This window comes from Neorhizobium sp. PAMB6716 (assembly GCF_058242805.1).
In genome coordinates this window covers 3,044,276-3,064,774 of sequence record NZ_CM177835.1, presented here as the reverse complement: position 1 = coordinate 3,064,774, position 20,499 = coordinate 3,044,276, and the positions used below count along the sequence as shown (strand labels likewise).

General features: G+C 62.2%; 21 protein-coding genes. 5 read left to right on the top strand and 16 right to left on the bottom strand.

All coding sequences use genetic code 11. The features are described 5' to 3' along the window. Positions 1-37: 37 nt before the first annotated feature. The 9 genes from AC4CWH_RS14930 to AC4CWH_RS14890 form a co-directional block, all read right to left on the bottom strand. Positions 38-1,120, bottom strand: coding sequence for a DUF1513 domain-containing protein (locus tag AC4CWH_RS14930; protein WP_491319343.1), 1,083 nt, complete (start codon positions 1,118-1,120; stop codon positions 38-40). 1 nt (position 1,121) lies between these two features. Further along, positions 1,122-2,228, bottom strand: coding sequence for an imelysin family protein (locus AC4CWH_RS14925; RefSeq protein ID WP_491319342.1), 1,107 nt, complete (start codon positions 2,226-2,228; stop codon positions 1,122-1,124). Next, positions 2,228-3,751 carry a di-heme oxidoreductase family protein gene (locus AC4CWH_RS14920; RefSeq protein WP_491319341.1) on the bottom strand — a complete coding sequence of 508 codons (1,524 nt, stop codon included), beginning with the start codon at positions 3,749-3,751 and terminating at the stop codon, positions 2,228-2,230. The genes AC4CWH_RS14925 and AC4CWH_RS14920 overlap by 1 nt, the downstream gene beginning before the upstream one ends. 51 nt (positions 3,752-3,802) lie before the next feature. Then, a complete protein-coding gene (locus AC4CWH_RS14915; protein ID WP_491319340.1) occupies positions 3,803-5,077 on the bottom strand; it encodes an imelysin family protein in 1,275 nt (424 codons plus the stop codon). A gap of 146 nt (positions 5,078-5,223) precedes the next feature. After that, on the bottom strand, positions 5,224-6,504 hold the full coding sequence (locus tag AC4CWH_RS14910; RefSeq protein ID WP_491319339.1) for an RsmB/NOP family class I SAM-dependent RNA methyltransferase: 1,281 nt from the start codon (positions 6,502-6,504) through the stop codon (positions 5,224-5,226). 97 nt (positions 6,505-6,601) lie between these two features. After that, positions 6,602-6,925, bottom strand: coding sequence for a septal ring lytic transglycosylase RlpA family protein (locus AC4CWH_RS14905; RefSeq protein WP_491285466.1), 324 nt, complete (start codon positions 6,923-6,925; stop codon positions 6,602-6,604). Between the two features lie 435 nt (positions 6,926-7,360). After that, a complete protein-coding gene (locus AC4CWH_RS14900) occupies positions 7,361-8,233 on the bottom strand; it encodes an NAD-dependent epimerase/dehydratase family protein (RefSeq protein ID WP_491319338.1) in 873 nt (290 codons plus the stop codon). 2 nt (positions 8,234-8,235) lie between these two features. Beyond that, positions 8,236-9,411, bottom strand: a complete 1,176-nt coding sequence (gene queG, locus AC4CWH_RS14895) for a tRNA epoxyqueuosine(34) reductase QueG (protein ID WP_491319337.1) — start codon at positions 9,409-9,411, stop codon at positions 8,236-8,238. After that, on the bottom strand, positions 9,392-10,084 hold the full coding sequence (locus tag AC4CWH_RS14890) for a glutathione S-transferase family protein (protein WP_491285464.1): 693 nt from the start codon (positions 10,082-10,084) through the stop codon (positions 9,392-9,394). The genes queG and AC4CWH_RS14890 overlap by 20 nt, the downstream gene beginning before the upstream one ends. A gap of 155 nt (positions 10,085-10,239) precedes the next feature. Here AC4CWH_RS14890 and AC4CWH_RS14885 point away from each other — a divergent pair, with 155 nt between their 5' ends. Continuing rightward, positions 10,240-11,046, top strand: a complete 807-nt coding sequence (locus AC4CWH_RS14885) for an undecaprenyl-diphosphate phosphatase (protein WP_491282821.1) — start codon at positions 10,240-10,242, stop codon at positions 11,044-11,046. A gap of 135 nt (positions 11,047-11,181) precedes the next feature. Here the strand turns inward: AC4CWH_RS14885 and AC4CWH_RS14880 are convergent, their stop codons facing one another. From AC4CWH_RS14880 to dnaN, 7 genes are all read right to left on the bottom strand, one after another. Further along, the gene (locus AC4CWH_RS14880) at positions 11,182-11,337 is read right to left on the bottom strand and encodes a hypothetical protein (protein WP_491282820.1); all 156 of its coding nucleotides are present in this window, start codon (positions 11,335-11,337) and stop codon (positions 11,182-11,184) included. Positions 11,338-11,576: 239 nt separating this feature from the next. Continuing rightward, positions 11,577-12,557, bottom strand: a complete 981-nt coding sequence (locus AC4CWH_RS14875) for a complex I NDUFA9 subunit family protein (protein WP_491319336.1) — start codon at positions 12,555-12,557, stop codon at positions 11,577-11,579. A 157-nt stretch (positions 12,558-12,714) separates the two neighbouring features. Beyond that, on the bottom strand, positions 12,715-13,002 hold the full coding sequence (locus AC4CWH_RS14870; RefSeq protein ID WP_491282817.1) for a DUF1330 domain-containing protein: 288 nt from the start codon (positions 13,000-13,002) through the stop codon (positions 12,715-12,717). A 39-nt stretch (positions 13,003-13,041) separates the two neighbouring features. Then, positions 13,042-13,734: an orotidine-5'-phosphate decarboxylase gene (pyrF, locus tag AC4CWH_RS14865; protein ID WP_491319335.1), complete on the bottom strand. Its 693-nt coding sequence runs from the start codon at positions 13,732-13,734 to the stop codon at positions 13,042-13,044. After that, positions 13,734-14,333 (bottom strand): histidine phosphatase family protein, encoded by a 600-nt coding sequence (locus AC4CWH_RS14860; RefSeq protein WP_491319334.1) that lies wholly within the window; start codon positions 14,331-14,333, stop codon positions 13,734-13,736. The genes pyrF and AC4CWH_RS14860 overlap by 1 nt, the downstream gene beginning before the upstream one ends. Before the next feature lie 20 nt (positions 14,334-14,353). After that, a complete protein-coding gene (gene pmtA / locus AC4CWH_RS14855) occupies positions 14,354-14,947 on the bottom strand; it encodes a phospholipid N-methyltransferase PmtA (RefSeq protein ID WP_491319333.1) in 594 nt (197 codons plus the stop codon). A gap of 120 nt (positions 14,948-15,067) precedes the next feature. Then, positions 15,068-16,186, bottom strand: coding sequence for a DNA polymerase III subunit beta (gene dnaN, locus AC4CWH_RS14850; RefSeq protein ID WP_491282813.1), 1,119 nt, complete (start codon positions 16,184-16,186; stop codon positions 15,068-15,070). 233 nt (positions 16,187-16,419) lie between these two features. Here dnaN and rsmI point away from each other — a divergent pair, with 233 nt between their 5' ends. From rsmI to AC4CWH_RS14830, 4 genes are all read left to right on the top strand, one after another. Continuing rightward, positions 16,420-17,355 (top strand): 16S rRNA (cytidine(1402)-2'-O)-methyltransferase, encoded by a 936-nt coding sequence (gene rsmI / locus AC4CWH_RS14845; RefSeq protein WP_491282812.1) that lies wholly within the window; start codon positions 16,420-16,422, stop codon positions 17,353-17,355. Next, positions 17,345-17,713 (top strand): YraN family protein, encoded by a 369-nt coding sequence (locus AC4CWH_RS14840; RefSeq protein WP_491319332.1) that lies wholly within the window; start codon positions 17,345-17,347, stop codon positions 17,711-17,713. The genes rsmI and AC4CWH_RS14840 overlap by 11 nt, the downstream gene beginning before the upstream one ends. A 71-nt stretch (positions 17,714-17,784) precedes the next feature. Beyond that, positions 17,785-18,735, top strand: coding sequence for a glutathione synthase (gshB, locus tag AC4CWH_RS14835; RefSeq protein ID WP_491319331.1), 951 nt, complete (start codon positions 17,785-17,787; stop codon positions 18,733-18,735). A gap of 174 nt (positions 18,736-18,909) precedes the next feature. Then, complete coding sequence (locus AC4CWH_RS14830; RefSeq protein WP_491319330.1) at positions 18,910-20,442, top strand: YifB family Mg chelatase-like AAA ATPase; 1,533 nt, start codon at positions 18,910-18,912, stop codon at positions 20,440-20,442. The last annotated feature ends 57 nt before the right edge of the window (positions 20,443-20,499 follow it).

Below are 20,499 nucleotides of genomic sequence, written 5' to 3'. Positions count from 1 at the left end.
GTTGTTGCCGATAACCACAGGGGGCAGAGGGAGCGCTTCAGGCGAGATGCACCAGATGCTGGTCCCAGGCAAGGGGAGAGCGGGTGCCGGCCAGCGTGCCCCTATAGGAAGAGACGGCAAGTCCGTCCGGCGCGCTTGCCACGCCTGCCGCATCCGGCACTGCCTGCTCGGCCAGAACCTTGCCGGTGCGCGCATCCAGAATGACGGCGGCGCCGAGTTTGGGCGAGGTGAGGCCAACCAGCCGCTCCTTGCGGTTGACGGCGATGGCGCCGACGTAATTGCCCAGCCGCTGCGTGGTTTCATCCGGAAGCGACACGAAGCGCAGGTCTTGCCCGAGCGCAAACGAACCGGCAAGCGGCGGCAGATCGCTGCGGGCGCCCTCATACTGGCAGGCAAACCAGATGCGCCCGCCTTCATCCACGTCGAGATGCCGGGTGGAGAGCTGGCTGAGGGCAGGCGGCAGCGCATGGCGCTCCACCACATGCCCGGTTTGCGCATCCAGGATGGCAAGCGACGGCTGCATGCGGTCGAGATTGAGCTTGGTGCGGCCGAAATCCGGGTGGGTCTCGATGCCGCCATTGGCGACGATCAGGTGGCGCCCGTCATCGGAGACGGTCATGTCATGGGTGCCGATGCCAGCGGCCTCGAATTCGCCGATGCGGGCAAAGCCGTTCGTGGCGTCGTAAAGGCCGATCATGCCGCGATTGCCGTCAAAGTCGTTTTCGCTGGCGTAGAGAAGGCGTCCATCCGGCGAAAAATATCCGTGGCCGTAATAATGGCGGCCCTCCGGCGCATGGATCAGCACCGGCTGCTCGAGACCTTTTGGATCAAAGATCATGGCAAATGTGCCGGGGCGGCGGGCGAAGGCGACGCCGCGGCCGGTGGCGCGGCAATAGGCAAGGCCGTGGGCACGGGCGGGAAGGGCGATGCGGTCGATGATCTTTCCATCGGCAGTGGTGGTGGCGATGCCATAGGCCCCGTCGGGGCTGCGAAAACCTGCGGCAAACACGGCCTCCGCCCGCTCCAGCGCATAAAGGCTTTGAGGCGAAAGGGTGCTGAGAAAGCCGATGCCGGCGGCGCGCATGAACTGGCGCCGGTCGATGTCGCCGGTGCGCACCATGTCAGTCGCCATCCGAGAAGGAGAAGCCGGCGCCAAGGCCAAGGCCGCCGCCGAGCCCGTCATTCAGGCGCAGGATGAGGTCGCGGCTGTTCATCAGCAGGAAATCCAGCTTCTGGCGTTCCTTTTCGTCTGCCACGGCTACTTCCACATCCGGGTTCACGTCGTTTGTCACCTTTGTCAGCGATTTCAGCACAAAATCGATGGAGCCGATGATCGACTGCTGGTCGGGGGCGAGCAGGTCGCGGAAGCCGGAGGCATCGAGGAGCCGGTGGATGCCTTCAAGGTTGCCTGCCAGCATGGGGAAGGTGAGTTTTGAGCGCCAGAACAGCGCCTGACGCGGAAAGGTGTTGTTGGCTTCGCCCTTGTAGAAGGTTTCGATGCGCTGGTCGCGCGCAGCCTCTGCCGAGTGAACGAGGATGCCGAGCGCTTCGGTAACGCCCTCATGGCCGTCGCGGAAGACGGCGCTGTCCTTGCCGGGGTTTTTCCAGTCCTGCTGGATGCCGTCAGGTTCGTCCCAGGCTTGCGTCAGTTCGGTGGCGATGCGCTGCACATTGCCGGCGATGGAGAGGCCGTAACGGCAGCGAAAGCTGTTCTTCTCGCTGAGGAGACGCTCTTTTCCGGTGCCGTAAAGCACAAATTCCAGCGCGCCGAGCCCCTGCACGGCAACGCTTTTCTGCGCAAGGCCGGCCGGCGTGGTTGCCCCTTCATCGGCGCCTGCCAGCACCGCCTGCACCTGGCGAAGGCCAGTGCCCTTGCGGTCCGGGTAAAACAGGATGCGCTCGAAGCGGTAGGCATCGAGCACCGGGCCGACGCGCACGATCTCGATCTGCGCCCAGCTTGTGGCGGCATCGGCAAAGGCCGTTTGCGCCGCCGCATAGGTTTTGTCGGAGGGGGTGGCGCAAAGATCTGCCATGGCATTGGTCAGCACGGCACTCTGGCCGGAAAACTGGCGATAGCCGGGGCGGATGAAATCATCCACCACCTTGACCATCACGTGCCTCGTCGCTTCCTCGCTCAAGGTCTTGGGCGGGGCCGTGTCGGCCTCCTGCGCAAGGGCCGTGGTGGCCGAAATGAGGGTGAGAGCGAGAGCGGACAACCATCTCGACATCAGAGTGTCTCCAGAAATTTCAAAAGCAGGTCCCGGTCGTGCCGGGCAAGGGCAGAAAATGCGGTACGCGCCCGTTCCGCTTCTCCACCATGCCATAGAATGGCTTCGGTGAGGTTGCGGGCGCGTCCGTCATGCAGGAAAAAACTATGGCCGTTCACGGTTTTTGTGAGGCCGATGCCCCAGAGCGGCGGGGTGCGCCATTCCCGGCCATCGGCAAGGCCAACCGGCTGGCCGTCGGCGAGCCCTTCGCCCATGTCATGCAGCAGGAAATCGGAATAGGGCCAGATCAGCTGGAAGGCGAGCGCCTTGTCGTCCGTATCGCGCCGCGTCACATATTTTGGCGTGTGGCATGACGCGCAGCCCGAGGCGTAAAAGAGTGATTTTCCGGCAAGAACATCCGGCGCATCGACATCCCGGCGCATGGGGACGGCGAGGTTTTTGGAATAGAAGGTGACGAGATCCATCACCGGATCGGGCGCCTCGCTGTCGCCAAGGCGCGGCTGAACGCCGTTTGCAAGCGCATGGCAGGCGGTTTCAGCTTTTGTGCAGTCGCCATAGGCATCGAGCCGATCAGGCGTGGAAATCCCCATGTCCCCGGAAAAGGCGGCGGCCACCTGATCGCGCACCGTGGCATTCTGCGCCTTCCAGCCGAAGCGGCCAAGCGTCAGGCGGCCGGTCCGGTGATCCTTCACCAGCGCCGCCTTGCCGGAAATGCCGTCATGGTCACGGTCATCAGGGTCGGCTCGGCCAAGAATATCAGCCTCGGCGATGGCCTCGATCAGGCCCATGCCGGGCATCGGCGGGGCGATGCGGGGGGAAAGCGTGGTTTTGGGATCTAGCGGGCCGTAGGCAAGGTCTGCCACGGTGTAATGCGGCTTGCGCAGCATGACCACCGTGCCATCGCCGAGTGTCACGGACAGGTCTTCGTAGCGGATGTTTATCTCGCCTTCGGCGGCAAGGCCGGGCACGGCCAGATCCTGCAGCTGTTCGCCATAGGTCGGATCGGGGAAATTGAGCACATCATGACGGTCGATCATCGCCTGTTCGGCAGGCGTTCGGGCGGGACGCGCCAGCCGCAGCAGCATGGATGTGGCGTCGGCAGATCCCTCCGGCGGATGGCCGCGGCCATCGCGCACATGGCAGCTGAGGCAGGCGCGGGCATTGTAGAGCGGCCCCAGCCCATCGGAGGCCTGCGTGGAAGAGGGGGCGGCGACCCAGAGTTTGGAAAACAGCGCATTGCCGAGCGAAAATTCTTCGCGCGCGGCAAAATCCAGATTGGCGGAAAAGTCCGAAAGGGCGTTGGCATCGACGGGTGCCGTAGATGTAGCGCCGCCGCCGGCCATGGCCTCGAAGGGTTCGGGTTTTGAAAAGTCGGTGGCGGCGGCCGTGACGGCCTCGACGCGAAGACGGTCTTTTGCCGACAGATCTGCGCGGCGCCCATCGCCAGCCATGACCGCGGGAGCAAGGCACACCGCGCCGAAGACGGCGGATAAAAGGGTGAGGGCTGCGGGGCGCAGGATCATCTGGGGTTCGGGCCGGACATTGCGCACAATATCCGGCCCGCTCCGATCTGGTTATTTAAAGACGGCGTTGGGATTGTCGAGGCTGTCGGAGCCTTCGAGCTTGACGGTGCCGAGATCAAGCGCGGTGACGACACGCTCGACAGTCTTGGTCTGGTCGATCAGCCCGTCGATGGCAGCCTGCACCACGGCATTGCCTTCTTTATTGCCTTCGCCGATCATCTGGTCATAGGCCTCGACGGTTTCGCCGCGCTTGGCCATGGCGTGCATGGCATCCAGCGTCTTGTCGAGCTTGGCGGTCATTTCCTTGTCGAGCGCCGGGTCCTTGGCGTTGACGATTTCCGACAGCGACGGTCCCGCCATCTTCGTTCCATCGATGCGCGTGTAGGTGCCGTTATAGGCGGACGCGATGCCGATGGCGTCGTTCAGATGCGAGTTGAACGTGTTGTCGGAGAAGCAATCATGCTCCTCTTCCGGATCGTGCAGGAGAAGGCCGAGCTTCATGCGCTCGCCGGCAAGTTCGCCGTAAGACAGCGAGCCCATGCCGGTGAGGATGGCGGTGATGCCAGCCTTCGGATCGGCCTCGACGGCCTTTGCGGCTTCACCATCCGGTGCCCAGGCGGTGACCATTTCCTGGAGGTCTTCGACCAGCGCGGTGGAGGCGGATTTCAGGTAATCGGCGCGGCGGTCGCAATTGTCGTGTGTGCAATTGGCCTTGTCGTAATCGGTATAGGGCCGCTCGCCGGCACCCGGGCCGGTGCCATGCAGATCCTGGCCCCAGAGCAGGAATTCGATGGCGTGATAGCCGGTGGTGACATTGGCTTCCACTTCGCCCGCCTCATGCAGGCTGCGGATCAGCTCCGGCGTGATCTTGGAGGCATCGATTTCCTCGCCGTTCACCTTCAGCTTGGGATTGGCGATGATGTTGGCGGTGTAGAAGGCGTTCGCATCGCTTTCGGTGCCATAGGAGGCATCGACGTAATCGATCAGGCCTTCGTCCAGCGGCCAGGCGTTGACCTTGCCTTCCCAGTCATCGACGATGGGGTTGCCGAAGCGATAGACTTCCGACTGCTGGTAGGGAACGCGGGCAGCAATCCAGGCCTTGCGCGCCGCCGTCAGCGTCGCCTCGGAAGGTTTTGCGATGAGCGCGTCGATAGCGCTGTCGAGGGCCTTCGCCGTCGTCAGCGAATCCTCATATTTGGCATGCGCGAGATCGGCGTAATGGGTGAGAACCGCTGCCGGTTCGGCAGCGCTTGCCGGTGTCACGATGAAAGCGGCGGAGGCGGCCAGCGCTCCAAGGCTCACGTTCAATAGCGTTCTACGGATCATGGTTTCTCCTGCGTCAGCGGATCGCGATCCCCGTGTCATGGCGCAAACAAAAACCAGTGTCAAACAATCTAGATTAGAACGGTTTGAAGTGTTGGCCGGGCTCTGCGCGTGTTTTGATCAAGCGCAGAGCCCGGCCTCAACTGAGGCTATACGTTGCGCTGCAACCGGCAGAAGAAGAAGCCGTCGGTGCCCGTGCTGGCCGGCGTCAGCGTCAGGCCCGCGCCATCGGTGGAATAGGGTTTTGCAGCATCTGCCCCGAACAGCTTTTCGTAGGCCGGCAGGCTTGCCACCGGCTGGAACTGCGGGTTTTCCGTGCAGAACCGCTCGACCTGACGGGCGTTTTCTTCCGGCAGAACAGAACAGGTGACATAGATCAGCGCGCCGCCCGGTTTGACATAGGCGGAGGCGGAGGTCAGCGCATCACGCTGCTGGTCCAGCCGCTCGTCGATATTTTTCTGTGTCAGCTTCCATTTCGTATCGGGCCGACGACGCCAGGTGCCGGTGCCGGTGCAGGGCGCATCGACCAGAACCACGTCGAGACGACCTTCGAAGGCCTTCAACTGGGCGATGTCATCATGCACCTGCACATTGCGGGTGCCGGCGCGGCGCAGGCGCTCGATGATCGGCGCCAAACGCTTGCGGTCGGCGTCATAGGCGTGAACCTGGCCCTTGTTGTGAAGGGCCGCCGAAAGCGCCAGTGTCTTTCCGCCGCCGCCGGCGCAATAATCCAGCACCTGCTGGCCATCGGCGGGCTGGACGAGATCGGCAACGATCTGCGATCCCTCGTCCTGCACCTCGAACCAGCCCTTCTGGAAGGACAGTTCCGCCGTGACATTGGGAAGGCGCGAGGCGCCGGTGCCGCTGTCGATGCGGATGCCGTTGCGGGCAATGCGGGTGGGTTGTGCGCCGGAACGATCCAGCGCCTTCACCACCTTGTCACGGTTGGATTTCAGCGTGTTGGCGCGAAGATCCAGCGAGGGGCGTTCGGCCATGGCTTTCGCCTCGGCAAGCCAATCGGCGCCGAATGCGGTTTCAAAGGAGGGAACCAGCCATTCGGGAATGTCGCCCTGCACATGAAGCGGTGCCTCGGAAAGGTCGCGGGCCAGAAAAGCTGTCAGATCCGGTGCTTCGGGCGCAAACTTGTCGTCCGTCAGTTCGGCGGCAAGTGTGTCCGGGGTAAAACCCCACTGGCGCAGCAGAACCGCGTAGACGAGGGCGGCTTCGCCATCGTCCTGCATGAGATAGGCATGCGACAGGCGCATGCGCAGCGCGTCATAGACAATGTTGCCGATGGCAGCGCGATCGCCGGAGCCGGCGAAACGATGGGCAAGGCCCCAGTCCTTGAGGGCATCGGCGACAGGACGCTTGCGCGTCTCGATATCGGCCAAAACCTCGATGGCTGCCGCCATTCGTCCGCCCAAACGCATCTTTTGCTCTCCTACGGTGTATCAGCGCGTTTAACCGCGATCCATGGCAAGAGCAAGGGCAGGGCGTGACGGGGGCAAGGCCGGCAGAGGCTGCCGATCAGCCGAGAACTTCGTAACAGACCTGGGCGGTGCCTGCGGCAACCATGCCAATGTTCTGGGCGGCGGCCTTGGAGAGATCGATGACGCGACCCTTGATGAACGGTCCACGGTCGTTGATGCGCACCACAACGGTCTTGCCGTTGCGCTTGTTGGTGACCTTCACCTTGGTGCCGAAACCGAGCGACTTGTGGGCGGCCGTCAGGGTGGACGGGTTCATGCGTTCACCGGAGGCTGTCTTGGAATTCAGTGCATACCAGGAGGCGTGACCACAACCGGGTGCTGCATGGGCGTTGATGGGACCGAGAAGGCTTAAGGTGGCGATGGCAACTGTTGCGAAAGTCGTGCGTTTTACGAGCGTCAAATTTGGTTATCCCCTGAGACCTGCGCCAGCAATTGGCGTGTGGAAGGCTTAGGGACGGCCAAAAAAGGCGAAAACGTGGGGTTTGTCATCACGCAATGTTAACGACTGTAACATTTGTGATGAAAAGCCGGCTAACGAGTTTGACCAGTTAAGTTGGAAAAAATTTAAGCGAATCAGTAACAAACTGGAAAACTGTACCGGGTGGATTCGGGCCATTCCCGGCTTCACGAAAACGGCCGAAATTTTTTTATCGTCCGCCTGCCCGAAACGCCATATTTGGACAGATTTTATGGCAACTTGCCCATTAGATTAAGAAAGAATGACCAGAAAGAGCCGTAAGGATGGAATTTTCATCCGAAATCGCGTGTTTCAAAACGAGACTCCCGGCCCCGGAAATCAGGGCTTCCAGCGGTCGGACGCCCAGAGGTCCATCAGCGAAACGCGATATTCCGGATATTTGAACTGAAACCCCAGATTGCAGATCTTCGCATTGGAGACGCGTTTGTTCTCGCCGTAGAAGGAGCGCGCCATGGGGCTGAGTTCGGCCGTCTCGAAGGCCTGTTCGGGCGGCGGGGCAATGCCCATCAGGCGGGCGGCTTCGCTCACCACATCCTGCGGCGGGGCGGGTTCGTCATCGGTGATGTTGAAGATGCCACCCAGATTTTTGTTCGCGAGAAACAGCGTGGCTGAGGCGATGTCCTCAACACGGATGCGGTTAAACACCTGGCCGGGCTTTACCAGCCGGCGTGCCGTGCCTTGCGAAAGATTGACGAAACCATTGCGGCCGGGACCGTAAATGCCGGAGAGGCGCAGCACGGCGATCGGCGTGCCGGCTTTGTCGGCCGCTTCCATCCAGGCCTCTTCCGCTGCCACCCGCTCCACCGAGCGCACCGAGACGGGCCGGCAGGGCGTTTCTTCCGTCACCCATTGGCCCGCGTGATCGCCGTAGACGCCGACGGTGGAGAGATAGGCGGCCCAGCTGAGGTTTGGAAAAAAGCGTTTGAGATCGCCGCCGGTCAGCATCAGCAGCGGATCGCCGGCTTTTCCCGGCGCGATCGATTGCACCAGATGTGTTGTTTTCTGCATTTCCGCGAGAAGGGCTTCCGACAGGTGTTCGCCGTCAAACAGGAAGGGGGAAATGCCTTGCGCGGCCAAAGCTTCCAGCCGGTCCGCGCTACGGGTGGTGCCGGAGACGGAGGCGCCTGCCGCGCGGGCCTCTGCGGCAATCGCCTGGCCGGAATAACCGGCGCCAAAGATCATCATCTGCATCGTCATGCTCCTGCCATCTGCCATTCCGCTTCCACTTCAGGGTCGTCATCGTGGCCGCGCCCGGCGGCAAGGTCTGAAAAGGCCTTTGCCGGCATCAGGCGCGACAGCGCCCAGACTGCCATGGCGCGTACCACCGGCGCTGCATCCGACAGAAGGGCCAGACACGGTTCGATAAGGGCCGGATCTCCCGAATTGCCGGCCGCAATCAGTACATTGCGCACAAAGCGGTCACGCCCGATGCGCTTGACCGGGGAGCCGGAAAAGAAGGTTCGGAAAGCGCCGTCGTCAAGGCCGAGCAGAAAGTCGATCCGCGGCTCCTTCAGGTCCTCGCGTGCGGAAAACTTCATTTCAGACGTGCTGGCGGCAAACTTGTTCCATGGACAGGCGGCCAAGCAATCGTCGCAGCCATAGATGCGGTTGCCGATGAGCGGGCGAAATTCCGCATCGATCGGCCCCTTGTGCTCGATGGTGAGATAGGAAATGCAGCGGCGCGCGTCGATCTGGTAGGGCGCCGGAAAGGCATTGGTCGGGCAGGCGTCGAGACAGGCGCGGCAGGAGCCGCAATGGTCGCGCTCGCCTTCGTCGATTTCAAGGTCTGCCGTCGTAAACAGGCTGCCGAGAAACAGCCAGGAGCCGTGGCTGCGCGAGACGAGATTGGTATGCTTGCCCTGCCAGCCGAGACCGGCCGCCTCCGCCAGCGGTTTTTCCATCACCGGGGCGGTATCGACGAACACTTTCACATCCTCGCCGGCGCGGGCGGCAAAGCGGGTGGCGATCTCCTTCAGACGTCCCTTGATGACGTCATGGTAATCGCGGTTGCGGGCGTAGACGGAAATGGCGGCGCGGTCCGGCTTGGCCTGAAGGCTGCGCGGGTCTTCGTCCGGGCCATAGTTGAGGCCGAACATGACGATGGAGCGCACCTCGCTCCACAGCGTGCGCGGATCGGCGCGGCGGGCATAGGTCTCCTCCATCCACGCCATCGTGCCGTGGCGGCCGGCTTCGATGAAGGTGGCAAGACGGGCAGGGGCCTGCGGAATGGCATCGGGAAGTGTGATGCGACAGAGATCGAAGCCTTGCGCCTCGGCCTCCTTGCGCAGGAAGTCGGTCAGCTTGCACCGCCGCAGGGCCTGCTTGTCGGTGTCGGCGGGCTTATTCGCCTCAGAAGTCGAGATCCGCATAATGAGATACCGGCGTGATGCCGCGGATGCGTTCCGCCAGCATGGGGCGGAACGAAGGCCGCGATTTCAGCCTCTGATACCATTCCTTGGCAACCGGTGTCTCCTGCCAATCGATTTCGCCGAGATAATCGAGCACGGAGATCGAGGCGGCAGCGGCAAGATCGGCATAACTCAGGCGCCCGCCGGCAAGCCAGGTGCGCGAGCCCGCAAGCCAGGCGAGATATTTCATGTGCTGGCGAATGTTGGCGCGCGCGGTGCGCAGCACTTTCGAATCCGGCGCGCCGCCGCCCTGGGCCTGCGTCATCTGCAGCTTGTAGACGCGCTCACGCGTCAAAGGCCGCGTCACGTCCTGCTCCATCTTCAAGAGAAACCATTCGGTGAGGCGGCGGATTTCGGCGCGCTGGAAGGGGTCTTCCGCCAGAAGCCTGCGGTCACGCTTCAAGACGCCATGGGTCTCGTCGAGGAATTCGAGAAGCACGTTCGGGCCGCAGAGAACCCGCATGCTGTCATCGACATAGACGGGAAGCGTCGCTGCCGGATTGAGCGCTAAAAACTCGCGCCGCTTCTCCCAGGGCTGCTCTTCGACCAGATCCGTCTGAAAGCCGTATTCCGCCAAAATCAGACGGACGAAACGCGACGCTGAAGACATCGGGTGATGATAGAGGGTGGGCATGGACACATGAACTTTATGCTGATTCGACAGGGAGGATGGCTCGCATCTTTCGCTGGCCTGACGTATGCCAGCTATATGGGTTTGATAAGCCCAGCACAAGCAATGCCGACCCAACTCCATCAAACTGTCGTCATCTACTCAATAAAGGATTAAGAATGGCGGACCAGAGCATACTTAGCGCGTTCATTCTTGGGGTGGTCGAGGGGATCACCGAATTTTTACCGATTTCCAGCACCGGCCACCTCATTATTGCCGAGCAGTGGCTGGGCAGCCGGTCCGACACGTTCAACATCGTGATCCAGGCCGGCGCGATCCTTGCCGTCACCATCATCTACTGGCGCCGGCTTATGAGCCTCCTTCTCGGCTGGCGTGAGCCGGAAAATCGCGACTATGCGCTAAAGCTCATCGTCGCCTTCCTGATCACCGCCGTGCTGGGTCTCCTCGTCAAGAAGCTTGGCTTCGAACTGCCGGAGGATGCAAGCCCGATTGCCTGGGCGCTGATCATCGGCGGTTTCTGGATGATCTTTGCCGAATGGGCGGCTGCAAAGCGCCCGCAGAGCACGCGCATCACCTGGCTTGCGGCCATTCTGGTCGGCATTGCGCAGGTGGTGGCGGGGATCTTTCCGGGCACGTCGCGGTCGGGGGCGACGATCTTCGTCGCCATGCTGGCCGGCACCGGCAATCGCGCCGCCGCCACCGAGTTTGCCTTCCTCGTCGGCATTCCCACCATGTATGCGGCCAGCGCCTATCAGCTTTTGAAAACGCTGAAGGACCAGGGCCTGGCGGGTGAAGACTGGACCTCGCTCGGTGTTGCCTTCGTCACCTCGACGGTGGTTGCCTTCGTGGCTGTCAAATGGCTGCTCTCCTATATCCAGACCAACCGCTTCACCGTGTTTGCCGTCTATCGCATCATTCTTGGCGTTTTCCTGCTCGGTCTTGCCTCCTTCGGCATGATCGCCTGAAAGACACATGCCGCGGTGCCAAAACAAAAGCCGGGTCGCAGAAGCGGCCCGGCTTTTTCAATGGGATCGATTGTGTTTGCAAACTGTGCGCCTCATGCCCCTTGGGAGACGGGCGGGCGCTTTACAGCCGGATGATCAGCGATGGATCGAACCCGTGGTGCTGCACGGATCGACGCCGTAGGCCGGGGCGCAAGAGCCCTTGTTTGCTGCAACCGTGCCCGGCGCCAGGAAGGAGCCGGCAACAATGACGAGTGCCGCACACGCGAAAAACAGTGCGATGGACTTGCCCATGGAAGAATGCCTTTCGGAGGATGAAATCTGTGTCACGGCCATACGAGTCGTCGTTGCGAGAGGCTGCGGTTTACGGGCCGAGCCTCAAGACATCAATAGGCCATTTTGATGAACCGCCGGTTAATGGAAGCCTGTCGATGGCTGCGACTTTTGTGTCACATTAGGAGATATGAAAACAGGCAGACCATCGGCCTGCCTGTTTCTGTAGCATCCCGGATCACTTTAGGCCGGTAAGCGCCTCAGGCGGCCTTGCCGCTGCCGGTAAACTGTCCCTGAACGCGATACTGCACGAGATAGCTCGGCAGGATGCTGGACATAAGCGTCGGCGCAATGCCGAGGCCCTTCAGCGTGCGGCCTTCCTGCTCGGCAGCGCCCGAAACGACATTGTCGTTCTTCAGGAGCGTGACCTGGTCGCTGGTGAGCGGCGGCGTGATGAGGGGGATTTTGGAGGCGATGCTGCCGATGAAGGAGGCAATGCCGAAGGGCAGGGACACGAACGGGCGCTTGCGATAGGTGACGCGCAGCACTTCCTCAAGACACTGCTTGAAGGTGAGCACTTCTGCGCCGCCAAGCTCATAGATCGTGCCGGGTCTGGCCTTGCCATCGACGGAGAGCGCCACGGCTTCCGCGACGTCTTCCACAAACACCGGCTGGAATTTTGTATGGCCGCCGCCGATCAGCGGCAGGAACGGCATGGAGCGCGCCATATCGGCGAACTTGTTGAAGAAACCGTCCTCGCGGCCAAACACGATCGAGGGGCGCAGGATGACGGCGCCCGGCAGGATCGACAGGATGGCATCCTCGGCGCGGCCCTTGGAGCGGCCATAGGAGGAGGCAGATTTCGCATCGGCGCCGATGGCCGAGACATGGGTGAGCGTTGCGCCGGCGGCACGGGCCGCTTCCGCCACGGCCTTGGCGCCAAATTCCTGCACGGCATCGAACGAGTTCTTGCCACTTTCAAACAGGATGCCGACGCAGTTAATGACATGCGTGGAGCCCGCGACGGCCTGATCGACGGAGGCGCGGTAACGCAGGTTGGCCTGCACCAGCTGGATCTGTCCGGCATAACCGGCCGGGCGCAGGAAACCGGCAAGATCGGGACGGCGCACGGCAACCCGAATGCGATAACCACGCTTGGCCAAGGCACGCACCACATGCCGGCCAACAAAACCGGAGCCTCCGAACACGGTGACGAGCGGCGGAAGATTGGACATGGTCATGGCAGTGCTCCGGAAGCCTTGGGAGAGAGATATCTTCCTCTGTCTCTAGCCGATCCGTCCGGCAAGGTGAAGTGTCCTGTAAGGCACTCGGACGCGGGGACACCAAAAAGCCGCAGGCAATGCGGGACGCCGGCCGCAAGGCCGGCGCCGGGAGGCATCAGACGCCTTCGACGACCACCAGTTCGCCATCTGCCACTTCCTGGCGGATCTTTGCGGCGATCTGGTATTCGGGCGAATGAAAACAATCGATGGCGGCCTGCGCGGAGGGAAACTCGATGACGACGTTGCGGGCGCGCGCCGTGCCTTCCAGTTCGGTGGCCTCGCCGCCGCGGGCGAGAAACACCGCGCCGTATTTTTCAAACGCCGGCTTTGCGGCCGCGACATAATCCTTGTAGCGCTCCGGCTCGTTGATATCGATGCGGGCGATCCAGTATCCCTTGGCCATTTTGCCGTCTCCCTTGTGTTTTCTGGTGCTAAGCAAGCCTTAAAGAGCCGTTGCCATCTCGGCAAGGATGGCGCGGGCAGCCGTCAGCGGATCGTCAGCCTTCACGATCGGGCGTCCGACGACGAGATGGCTGGAGCCGGCCTTCAGCGCATCAAACGGGGTAACGACGCGCTTCTGGTCGCCGGCGTCGGCACCCTTCGGGCGGATGCCGGGGGTGACGAGCGCCATATCCGGCCCGATGATCTTTCGCACGGCAGCTGATTCCTCTGCCGAGCAGACGATGCCACCCATGCCGGCCGCGCGCGCCTGTTCGGCCCGCGTCAGCACCAGCGTGTGCGGATCGTATTCGTAGCCGGCCTCGCGCAGATCCGCGTCGTCCATGGAGGTGAGCACGGTGACACCGAGCAGGCAGAGGTTCGAGCCCTTTGCGGCTTCCACCGCCGCGCGCATGGCTTTTGGATAGGCATGCAGCGTCAGCATCGTGACACCCATCTTCATGATGTTTTCGACACCCTTGGCCACCGTGTTGTCGATGTCGAGCAGCTTCATGTCGAGAAAGACCTGTTTGCCATCGGCCACCAGGTCACGCGCCAGTTCCAGACCGCCAACAAAGGCCAGCTGATAGCCGATCTTGTAAAAGGAGACGTCCGAACCGAGCGTTGTGACAAGGCTTTCCGCCTCTGCAACGGTTGGAACGTCGAGCCCGACGATCAGGCGGTCGCGTGGCGTCATCACTTGTCTCCTTGCCAGAATTCCATCGGCGTCCAGTCGCATGTGAGGCGGCAATCGACAAGGGAGCGGGCCGGGCGGAAGGCAAAAAGATTGCCGCCGCCACCCGGCTGGTCGCCGTCTCGGACAATCGACTTTCCCGCCAGATGGCACTTGAGCAGCGTGCCGACGCCGCCATGGCCGATAAAGGCAATGGGACGCGCCGGATCGTGATCCGCAAGCACGCGGGAGACGGCGGAGACGATGCGCGCCTGCGCATCCACCGCCCGCTCCCAGCCTTTGAAACTTTCGGTCGGATGGGCAAAAAACCAGTCGGCGGCCGCTTCGAAAGCCGGCGGCGGCAGAAAACCGGTCGCCGAGCGGTCGTTTTCGTGCATGGTCTCATCGATCTCGGGTGTGACCGATGCCGCCTCGCCAAGAATATCAGCCGTCTCGATTGCCTTCGTCTCGCCGCTGCTGATGATGCGGGCGAGATGTTTGACCCAGGGCAATGCCGCAGCCTTTCGGGTCCGTTCAACCCCGAGATCGGAAAGGCCCCATTGCGGCACCGGCACGTCGGCCGAGATTTTCACCTGCGGGTGGGTGATGTAGACGGCAAACATATGGGCACCCCGTGCAACTGTCAGGGCCGTGTATAGGTCCAAAGCTGCGCCGGCGGAATATTGCGCACGACAAAATCATAATGCTTGATCTGGTAACGATCAGGACGTGCGACGATGGGCGAGACCGGGCCATAGGTGATCTGCATGACCGGGCGGCCGCGCGGCATGCGGTCAAGCAGGTCTTCCAGAAGCGCAATGCGCCGCTCCATTGGAAAACTCAGCATCGGGATGGCGGAAATGACGGAATCGAACTGCCGATCGCGGAAGTTCCCAAGCGTCTTTTCCAGATCGAAGGCATCGCCGTTGATGAAATTGACGCGCGGGAAAGTCTTGGCCAGGTGCTGGTAGAAATCCGTCGAGAATTCGATCGAGACGAGATTTTCCGGCGTGATGCCCTTTTGCAGGATGGCCTTGGTAATGATGCCGGTGCCGGGACCCAGTTCGAGGACCGGAAGGCCCGATTGCGGCGTGATGACGCTTGCCATGCGCCGGGCGGTGACGCCGGAAGTGGGCAAAATGGCGCCGACGCTTTTCGGCCCATCCATCCATCCCTTGAAGAAGCGGATTTCCTCATCGAATTTGCGGCCAAGCCGCTCTTTCAAACGCAACTCCATGCATGGTCTCCCGGCGCTCATGGCCTGATATGATCGCGCCCTGATGACGCAAAAGATCTAAAAAATGTCGCATCCAAAATGCGGCAAAAAAAGGGACCGGCGAACCGATCCCTTTGAAAATCATACCCGCATGGGCATCAAAACATAAAGTGCGTCATCACCGGCGGTATCCCGGACCAATGTCGGGGACCCCGCATCGGCCAGCATGAAGATGGCATCCTCGCCTGAAAGTTGGGCGGTGATATCGAGCAGGTACTTGGCGTTGAAGCCGATTTCCATGGCGTCGTTGTCGTAACCGACGGCGACTTCCTCCGTCGCACTGCCCGAATCCGGGTTGTTGACGGTGAGCAGCAGCTGGCCTTCGCTAAGCGCCAGTTTCACGGCGCGGCCACGTTCCGACGAAATGGTGGAAACGCGATCAACCGCGCGGGTAAAGCTCTGGCAATCGACGCGCATTTCCTTGTCATTGCCGGTGGGGATGACGCGCTGGTAATCCGGGAAGGTGCCGTCGATCAGCTTGGAGGTCATCACCACCTGGCCGATGGTGAGGCGGATTTTTGCGTCCGACACCTCGACGGTAACGATCGTCTCCGGATTGTCCACGAGCTTCTGCAGTTCGCCGACAGTCTTGCGCGGAATGATGATGCCTGGCATGCCTTCCGAGCCTGAGGGCGCGATGATATCGGCGCGGGCGAGGCGATGGCCATCGGTTGCGACCGCGCGCAGCTTCAGCTCGCCGCCGGCTTCGATCGTGTGGAAGAAGATGCCGTTGAGGTAATACCGGGTCTCTTCGGTGGAGATGGCAAACTGCGTGCGGTCGATCAGCATCTTCAGATCGGTCGCCTTGATCTTGAAGCCGTGGCTGAACGTGCCGGCGGTCAGATCCGGAAAATCCGATTCCGGCAGGCACTGCAGCGAAAACTTCGAGCGGCCGGACTGCACCGTCATGCCGGCGCCATCCGGATTGGTGGCAAGCCGGACTTCGGCACCATCAGGCAGTTTGCGCACGATTTCATAAAGCAGATGCGCCGGCACCGTGGTGGCGCCCGCCTGTTCGACCATGGCCGGCACTTCCTCGGTGATCTCCAGATCAAGGTCCGTCGCCTTCAGCGCCAGATCGTTGCCGGAAGCCTTCAGCAGCACGTTCGACAGGATCGGGATCGTGTTGCGCCGCTCCACGACCCTGTGGACGTGGTTCAGCGACTTCAGGAGGTTGGACCGCTCAAGAGTTATACGCATGGACGCTACCGCTTTCGACCGTGCCGGTCCGCGAGGGACCTTGCATGTTATTTCTGTCCGCAGTCTGGTCGGACGATGTGGACGGGCAAAATGGCAGAGTTTTTAACGAAAAGGCAAGGGGTGGGCGGATCTGCGCGGCTTTATTTCCTGCTGGCAGCGGCTCGGCTCACAGCTTTCCGCACGTCGCCACCCGCGCTTGCTGAATGGTGACGGCTCCCGCATAAAGGCTTCCTATGAATGAAAGGCCTGATGAGACCGTGACTGAAGACGAAAACACCTCGGGCCGCACCTATCGGGTGGCCAATGTGGCGGTGCCGGCGCGCCCGCTGGAGCCGGCGCTCTATCTGGTGGCGACCCCCATCGGCAATCTCGGCGACATCACGCTGCGGGCGCTGGAGACGCTCGCCGGTGCAGATGTTCTCGCCTGCGAGGATACGCGGGTCACCCGCGTGCTGCTCGACCGGTTCGGCATCGTCAACCGCCCTTACGCCTATCACGAACACAATGCCAACGAGGCCGGCCCGCGCCTGATCGCGGCGCTTGCGGCGGGTAAATCCGTGGCGCTGGTCTCGGATGCCGGCACGCCGCTGGTGTCTGATCCCGGCTACCGGCTCGGCCAGCTCGCCATCGAGGCCGGCCACCGGGTCGTGCCGATCCCCGGGCCTTCAGCGCCGCTGGCCGCCCTCGTTGGCTCCGGCCTTCCCTCTGATGCCTTCCTGTTTGCCGGTTTCCTGCCGGTGAAGGACAAGGGCCGGCGCGACCGGCTGGCGGAATTGTCCAAAATTCCGGCAACGCTGATCTTCTTTGAATCCCCCCACCGCATCGGCGATACGCTGGCCATTGCCGCCGACGTGCTGGGGCCGACGCGGGCGGCCTGCGTGTGCCGCGAACTCACCAAGACGTTCGAAGAATTTCGCCGGGGAACGCTGGGCGACCTCTCTGCCTATTATGACGAGGAGCGTACGGTCAAAGGTGAAATCGTGCTGGTCATCGGCCCGCCCGCCTTTGACGATATTCCAGCCGCCGTCGATGTGGACGTGATGCTGCGCGAACTGGCGCTCTCCATGCCCGCGACCAAGGCGGCAGCCGAGGCGGCGCGCCTCACCGGCCTGTCGCGCAAGGATCTCTACCAGCGCCTCATCGAGCTGAAGGACGGCGATGGCGGCTAAGGCTGGCAACCGACAGCGCCGAAAAGCCGAGCGCCGCGGGCGCCTGTCGGAATACGTTGCCGCCGCCTTCCTGCTGGCCAAGGGCTACCGCATCTTGGGCCTTCGGGTGCGCACGCCCGTTGGCGAAATCGACATCGTGGCGCGCAGGGGCGACCTTGTCGCCTTTGTCGAAGTGAAGGCGAGACGGCTTGAGACGGCGGCCGTTGATGCCGTTGGCGGGTTCTCGCAGCAGCGCATCAGGGCGGCAAGCGACCTATGGCTCTCTCGCCGCAGCGATGCCCACCAGCTGTCGCAACGGTATGACATCATTGCCGTCAGGCCGTGGCGGATCCCCCGTCATTTCCCGGATGCGTTTTGAAAACCGCAAGCCCGTTGCCATTGAAGGTTCGCCGTCCTACATCAGGCGGGCAATTTGACAAGGGGCAGGGTATGGCCAAGATCCGCAAAGTCGCGTTCCAGATGGACCATGTGTCCAGCATCAACATCGCGGGTGATTCCACCTTCGCCATCGCGCTGGAAGCGCAGGCGCGCGGTTATGAGCTTTACCACTATACGCCCGATCGGCTGACCATGCGCGACGGCCGCATTTTCGCGGCGATCGAGCCGATGGCGCTGCGCGACGAAAAGGGCAATCATTTTACGCTCGGCGAACGCGAACGCGTCGATCTCTCGACGATGGATGTCATCCATCTGCGCCAGGATCCGCCCTTCGACATGGGCTATATCACCTCGACCCATCTGCTGGAGCGCCTGCATCCGAAGACGCTGGTGGTGAACGATCCGGCCTGGGTGCGCAATTCGCCGGAAAAGATTTTTGTCACCGAATTTGCCGACCTGATGCCGCCGACGCTGATCTCGCGCGATGTCGGCGAAATCACAAGCTTCCGCGACGAGATCGGCGATATCATCCTGAAACCGCTTTATGGCAATGGTGGCGCCGGCGTGTTTCATTCCACCCGCGATGACCGCAATTTCACCTCGCTGCTGGAAATGTTCTCCCAGATGTATCGCGGCGAACCCTTTATCGCGCAAGGTTATTTGCCGGCCGTGCGCAAGGGCGACAAGCGCATTCTGCTGGTAAACGGCAACCCCGTCGGCGCCATCAACCGGGTGCCGGCCGAGCATGACGCGCGCTCCAACATGCATGTGGGCGGGCGCGCCGAGGCGACTGAATTGACGGCGCGCGAAGAAGAAATCTGCGCCCGCATCGGCCCGGCCCTTCGTGAGCGCGGCTTCCTCTTCGTCGGCATCGACGTCATCGGCGACTTCATGACGGAGATCAACGTGACCTCGCCGACGGGCATCCGCGAGGTGAAGAAATTCGGCGGTGCCGATGTTGCAGCTCTGTTGTGGGACGCTATCGAAGAAAAGCGGGGCTGACCACGCGCCTGTTCTCCTTTGTTCCCATTCCTGAAATACAGAAAAATCTAATACAGTAGCCGGATAAAATTGTTCCGCGAATGTTCTTGTTTTAGTCCCGTGATTGTGTTTGATTGTATTTAGGCGCCACAACAACTTCAGTGAGTGGAACACAGGCGCACAAGGGGCAGGGGCATGGTGGCGCGCGTCAGCACGGTGGCGTTCCAGGGCATAGAGGGCGTGCCTGTGGATGTGCAGGTCATGGTCGGCCCCGGCAAGCTTGGAATGCATATCGTTGGCCTGCCGGACAAGGCGGTGGCCGAAAGCCGGGAGCGGGTGCAGGCAGCGCTTCATGCGTCCGGTCTGGCACTTCCGCCGAAGAAGATCACCATCAACCTGGCGCCCGCCGACCTGCCTAAGGAAGGCTCGCATTTCGATTTGCCGATTGCGCTGGGGCTGATGGCGGTGCTTGGCGCCATTCCAGCCGAGGCTCTTTCCGGTTACGTCGTGCTGGGTGAGCTGAACCTGGATGGAACGCTGGCCGCCGTTGCCGGTGCGCTGCCGGCAGCCATTGGCGCCAATGCGCAGGACAAGGGCCTGATCTGCCCCTTCGACAGCGGCGCGGAAGCGGCCTGGGCTGGCAGCGGTATCGATATTCTGGCGCCGCGCAGCCTGATTGCGCTCGCCAACCATTTTCGTGGCACGCAGGTTTTGTCGCGACCGCAGCCGGCGGTGCGGGCCGCACCCGCCAACCTGCCGGATCTCGCCGACATCAAGGGCCAGGAAAGCGCCAAGCGGGCGTTGGAAGTGGCAGCTGCCGGCGGCCACAACCTCTTGATGGTCGGCCCGCCCGGTTCGGGAAAATCGATGCTGGCGGCACGGCTTCCCTCTATCCTGCCGCCGCTTTCGGCGGTGGAACTGCTCGAAGTGTCAATGATCCATTCGATCGCCGGTCAGCTTTCCGGCGGCAAGCTCTCCGACCGCCGGCCGTTTCGCACGCCGCATCACTCGGCCACCATGGCAGCGCTTGTCGGCGGCGGGCTCCGGGCAAAACCGGGCGAGGCCTCGCTGTCGCATCACGGCGTACTTTTCCTCGACGAATTTCCCGAGTTTTCGCCGCAGGTGCTCGATGCGCTGCGCCAGCCGCTGGAAACCGGCGAATGCGTGATTGCGCGCGCCAACCATCGCGTGACCTATCCCGCCGCCATCCAACTGGTGGCGGCAATGAACCCGTGCCGCTGCGGCATGGCGGGCGAGCCCGGTCACACTTGCGCACGTGGACCGCGCTGCGTCAGCGATTACCAGAACCGCATCTCCGGGCCGCTGATGGACCGCATCGATATCCGCATCGACGTGCCCTCGGTGTCGGCTGCCGATCTCATCCGTCCGAGGCCTGCCGAAAGCAGCGCGACGGTTGCGGCGCGTGTTGCTGCGGCCCGAAACCGCCAGCGCGAACGGTTTGCCGAAGCCGGCTTTCCCCTGATTGGCACCAATGCCCGCTGCTCGACGGCGCTCATCGAACAGTTTGCCGAACCGGATGCCGGGGGCTTGCAGCTTTTGCGCGATGCGGCCGAAAAACTCAAATTTTCAGCGCGCGGTTATCACCGGGTGCTGAAGGTTGCCCGCACGCTTGCCGATCTCGACGGTCAGGAGCGGGTGGGCCGCATTCATCTCGCCGAAGCCATTTCCTACCGGATTGCCGGCGAACGGTTGACGGCAGCGGCCTGAGGCGACAACGGCACACCGTATCGGAGAGGATGCCGGCGAGGGGGTGAGCGGATTTCT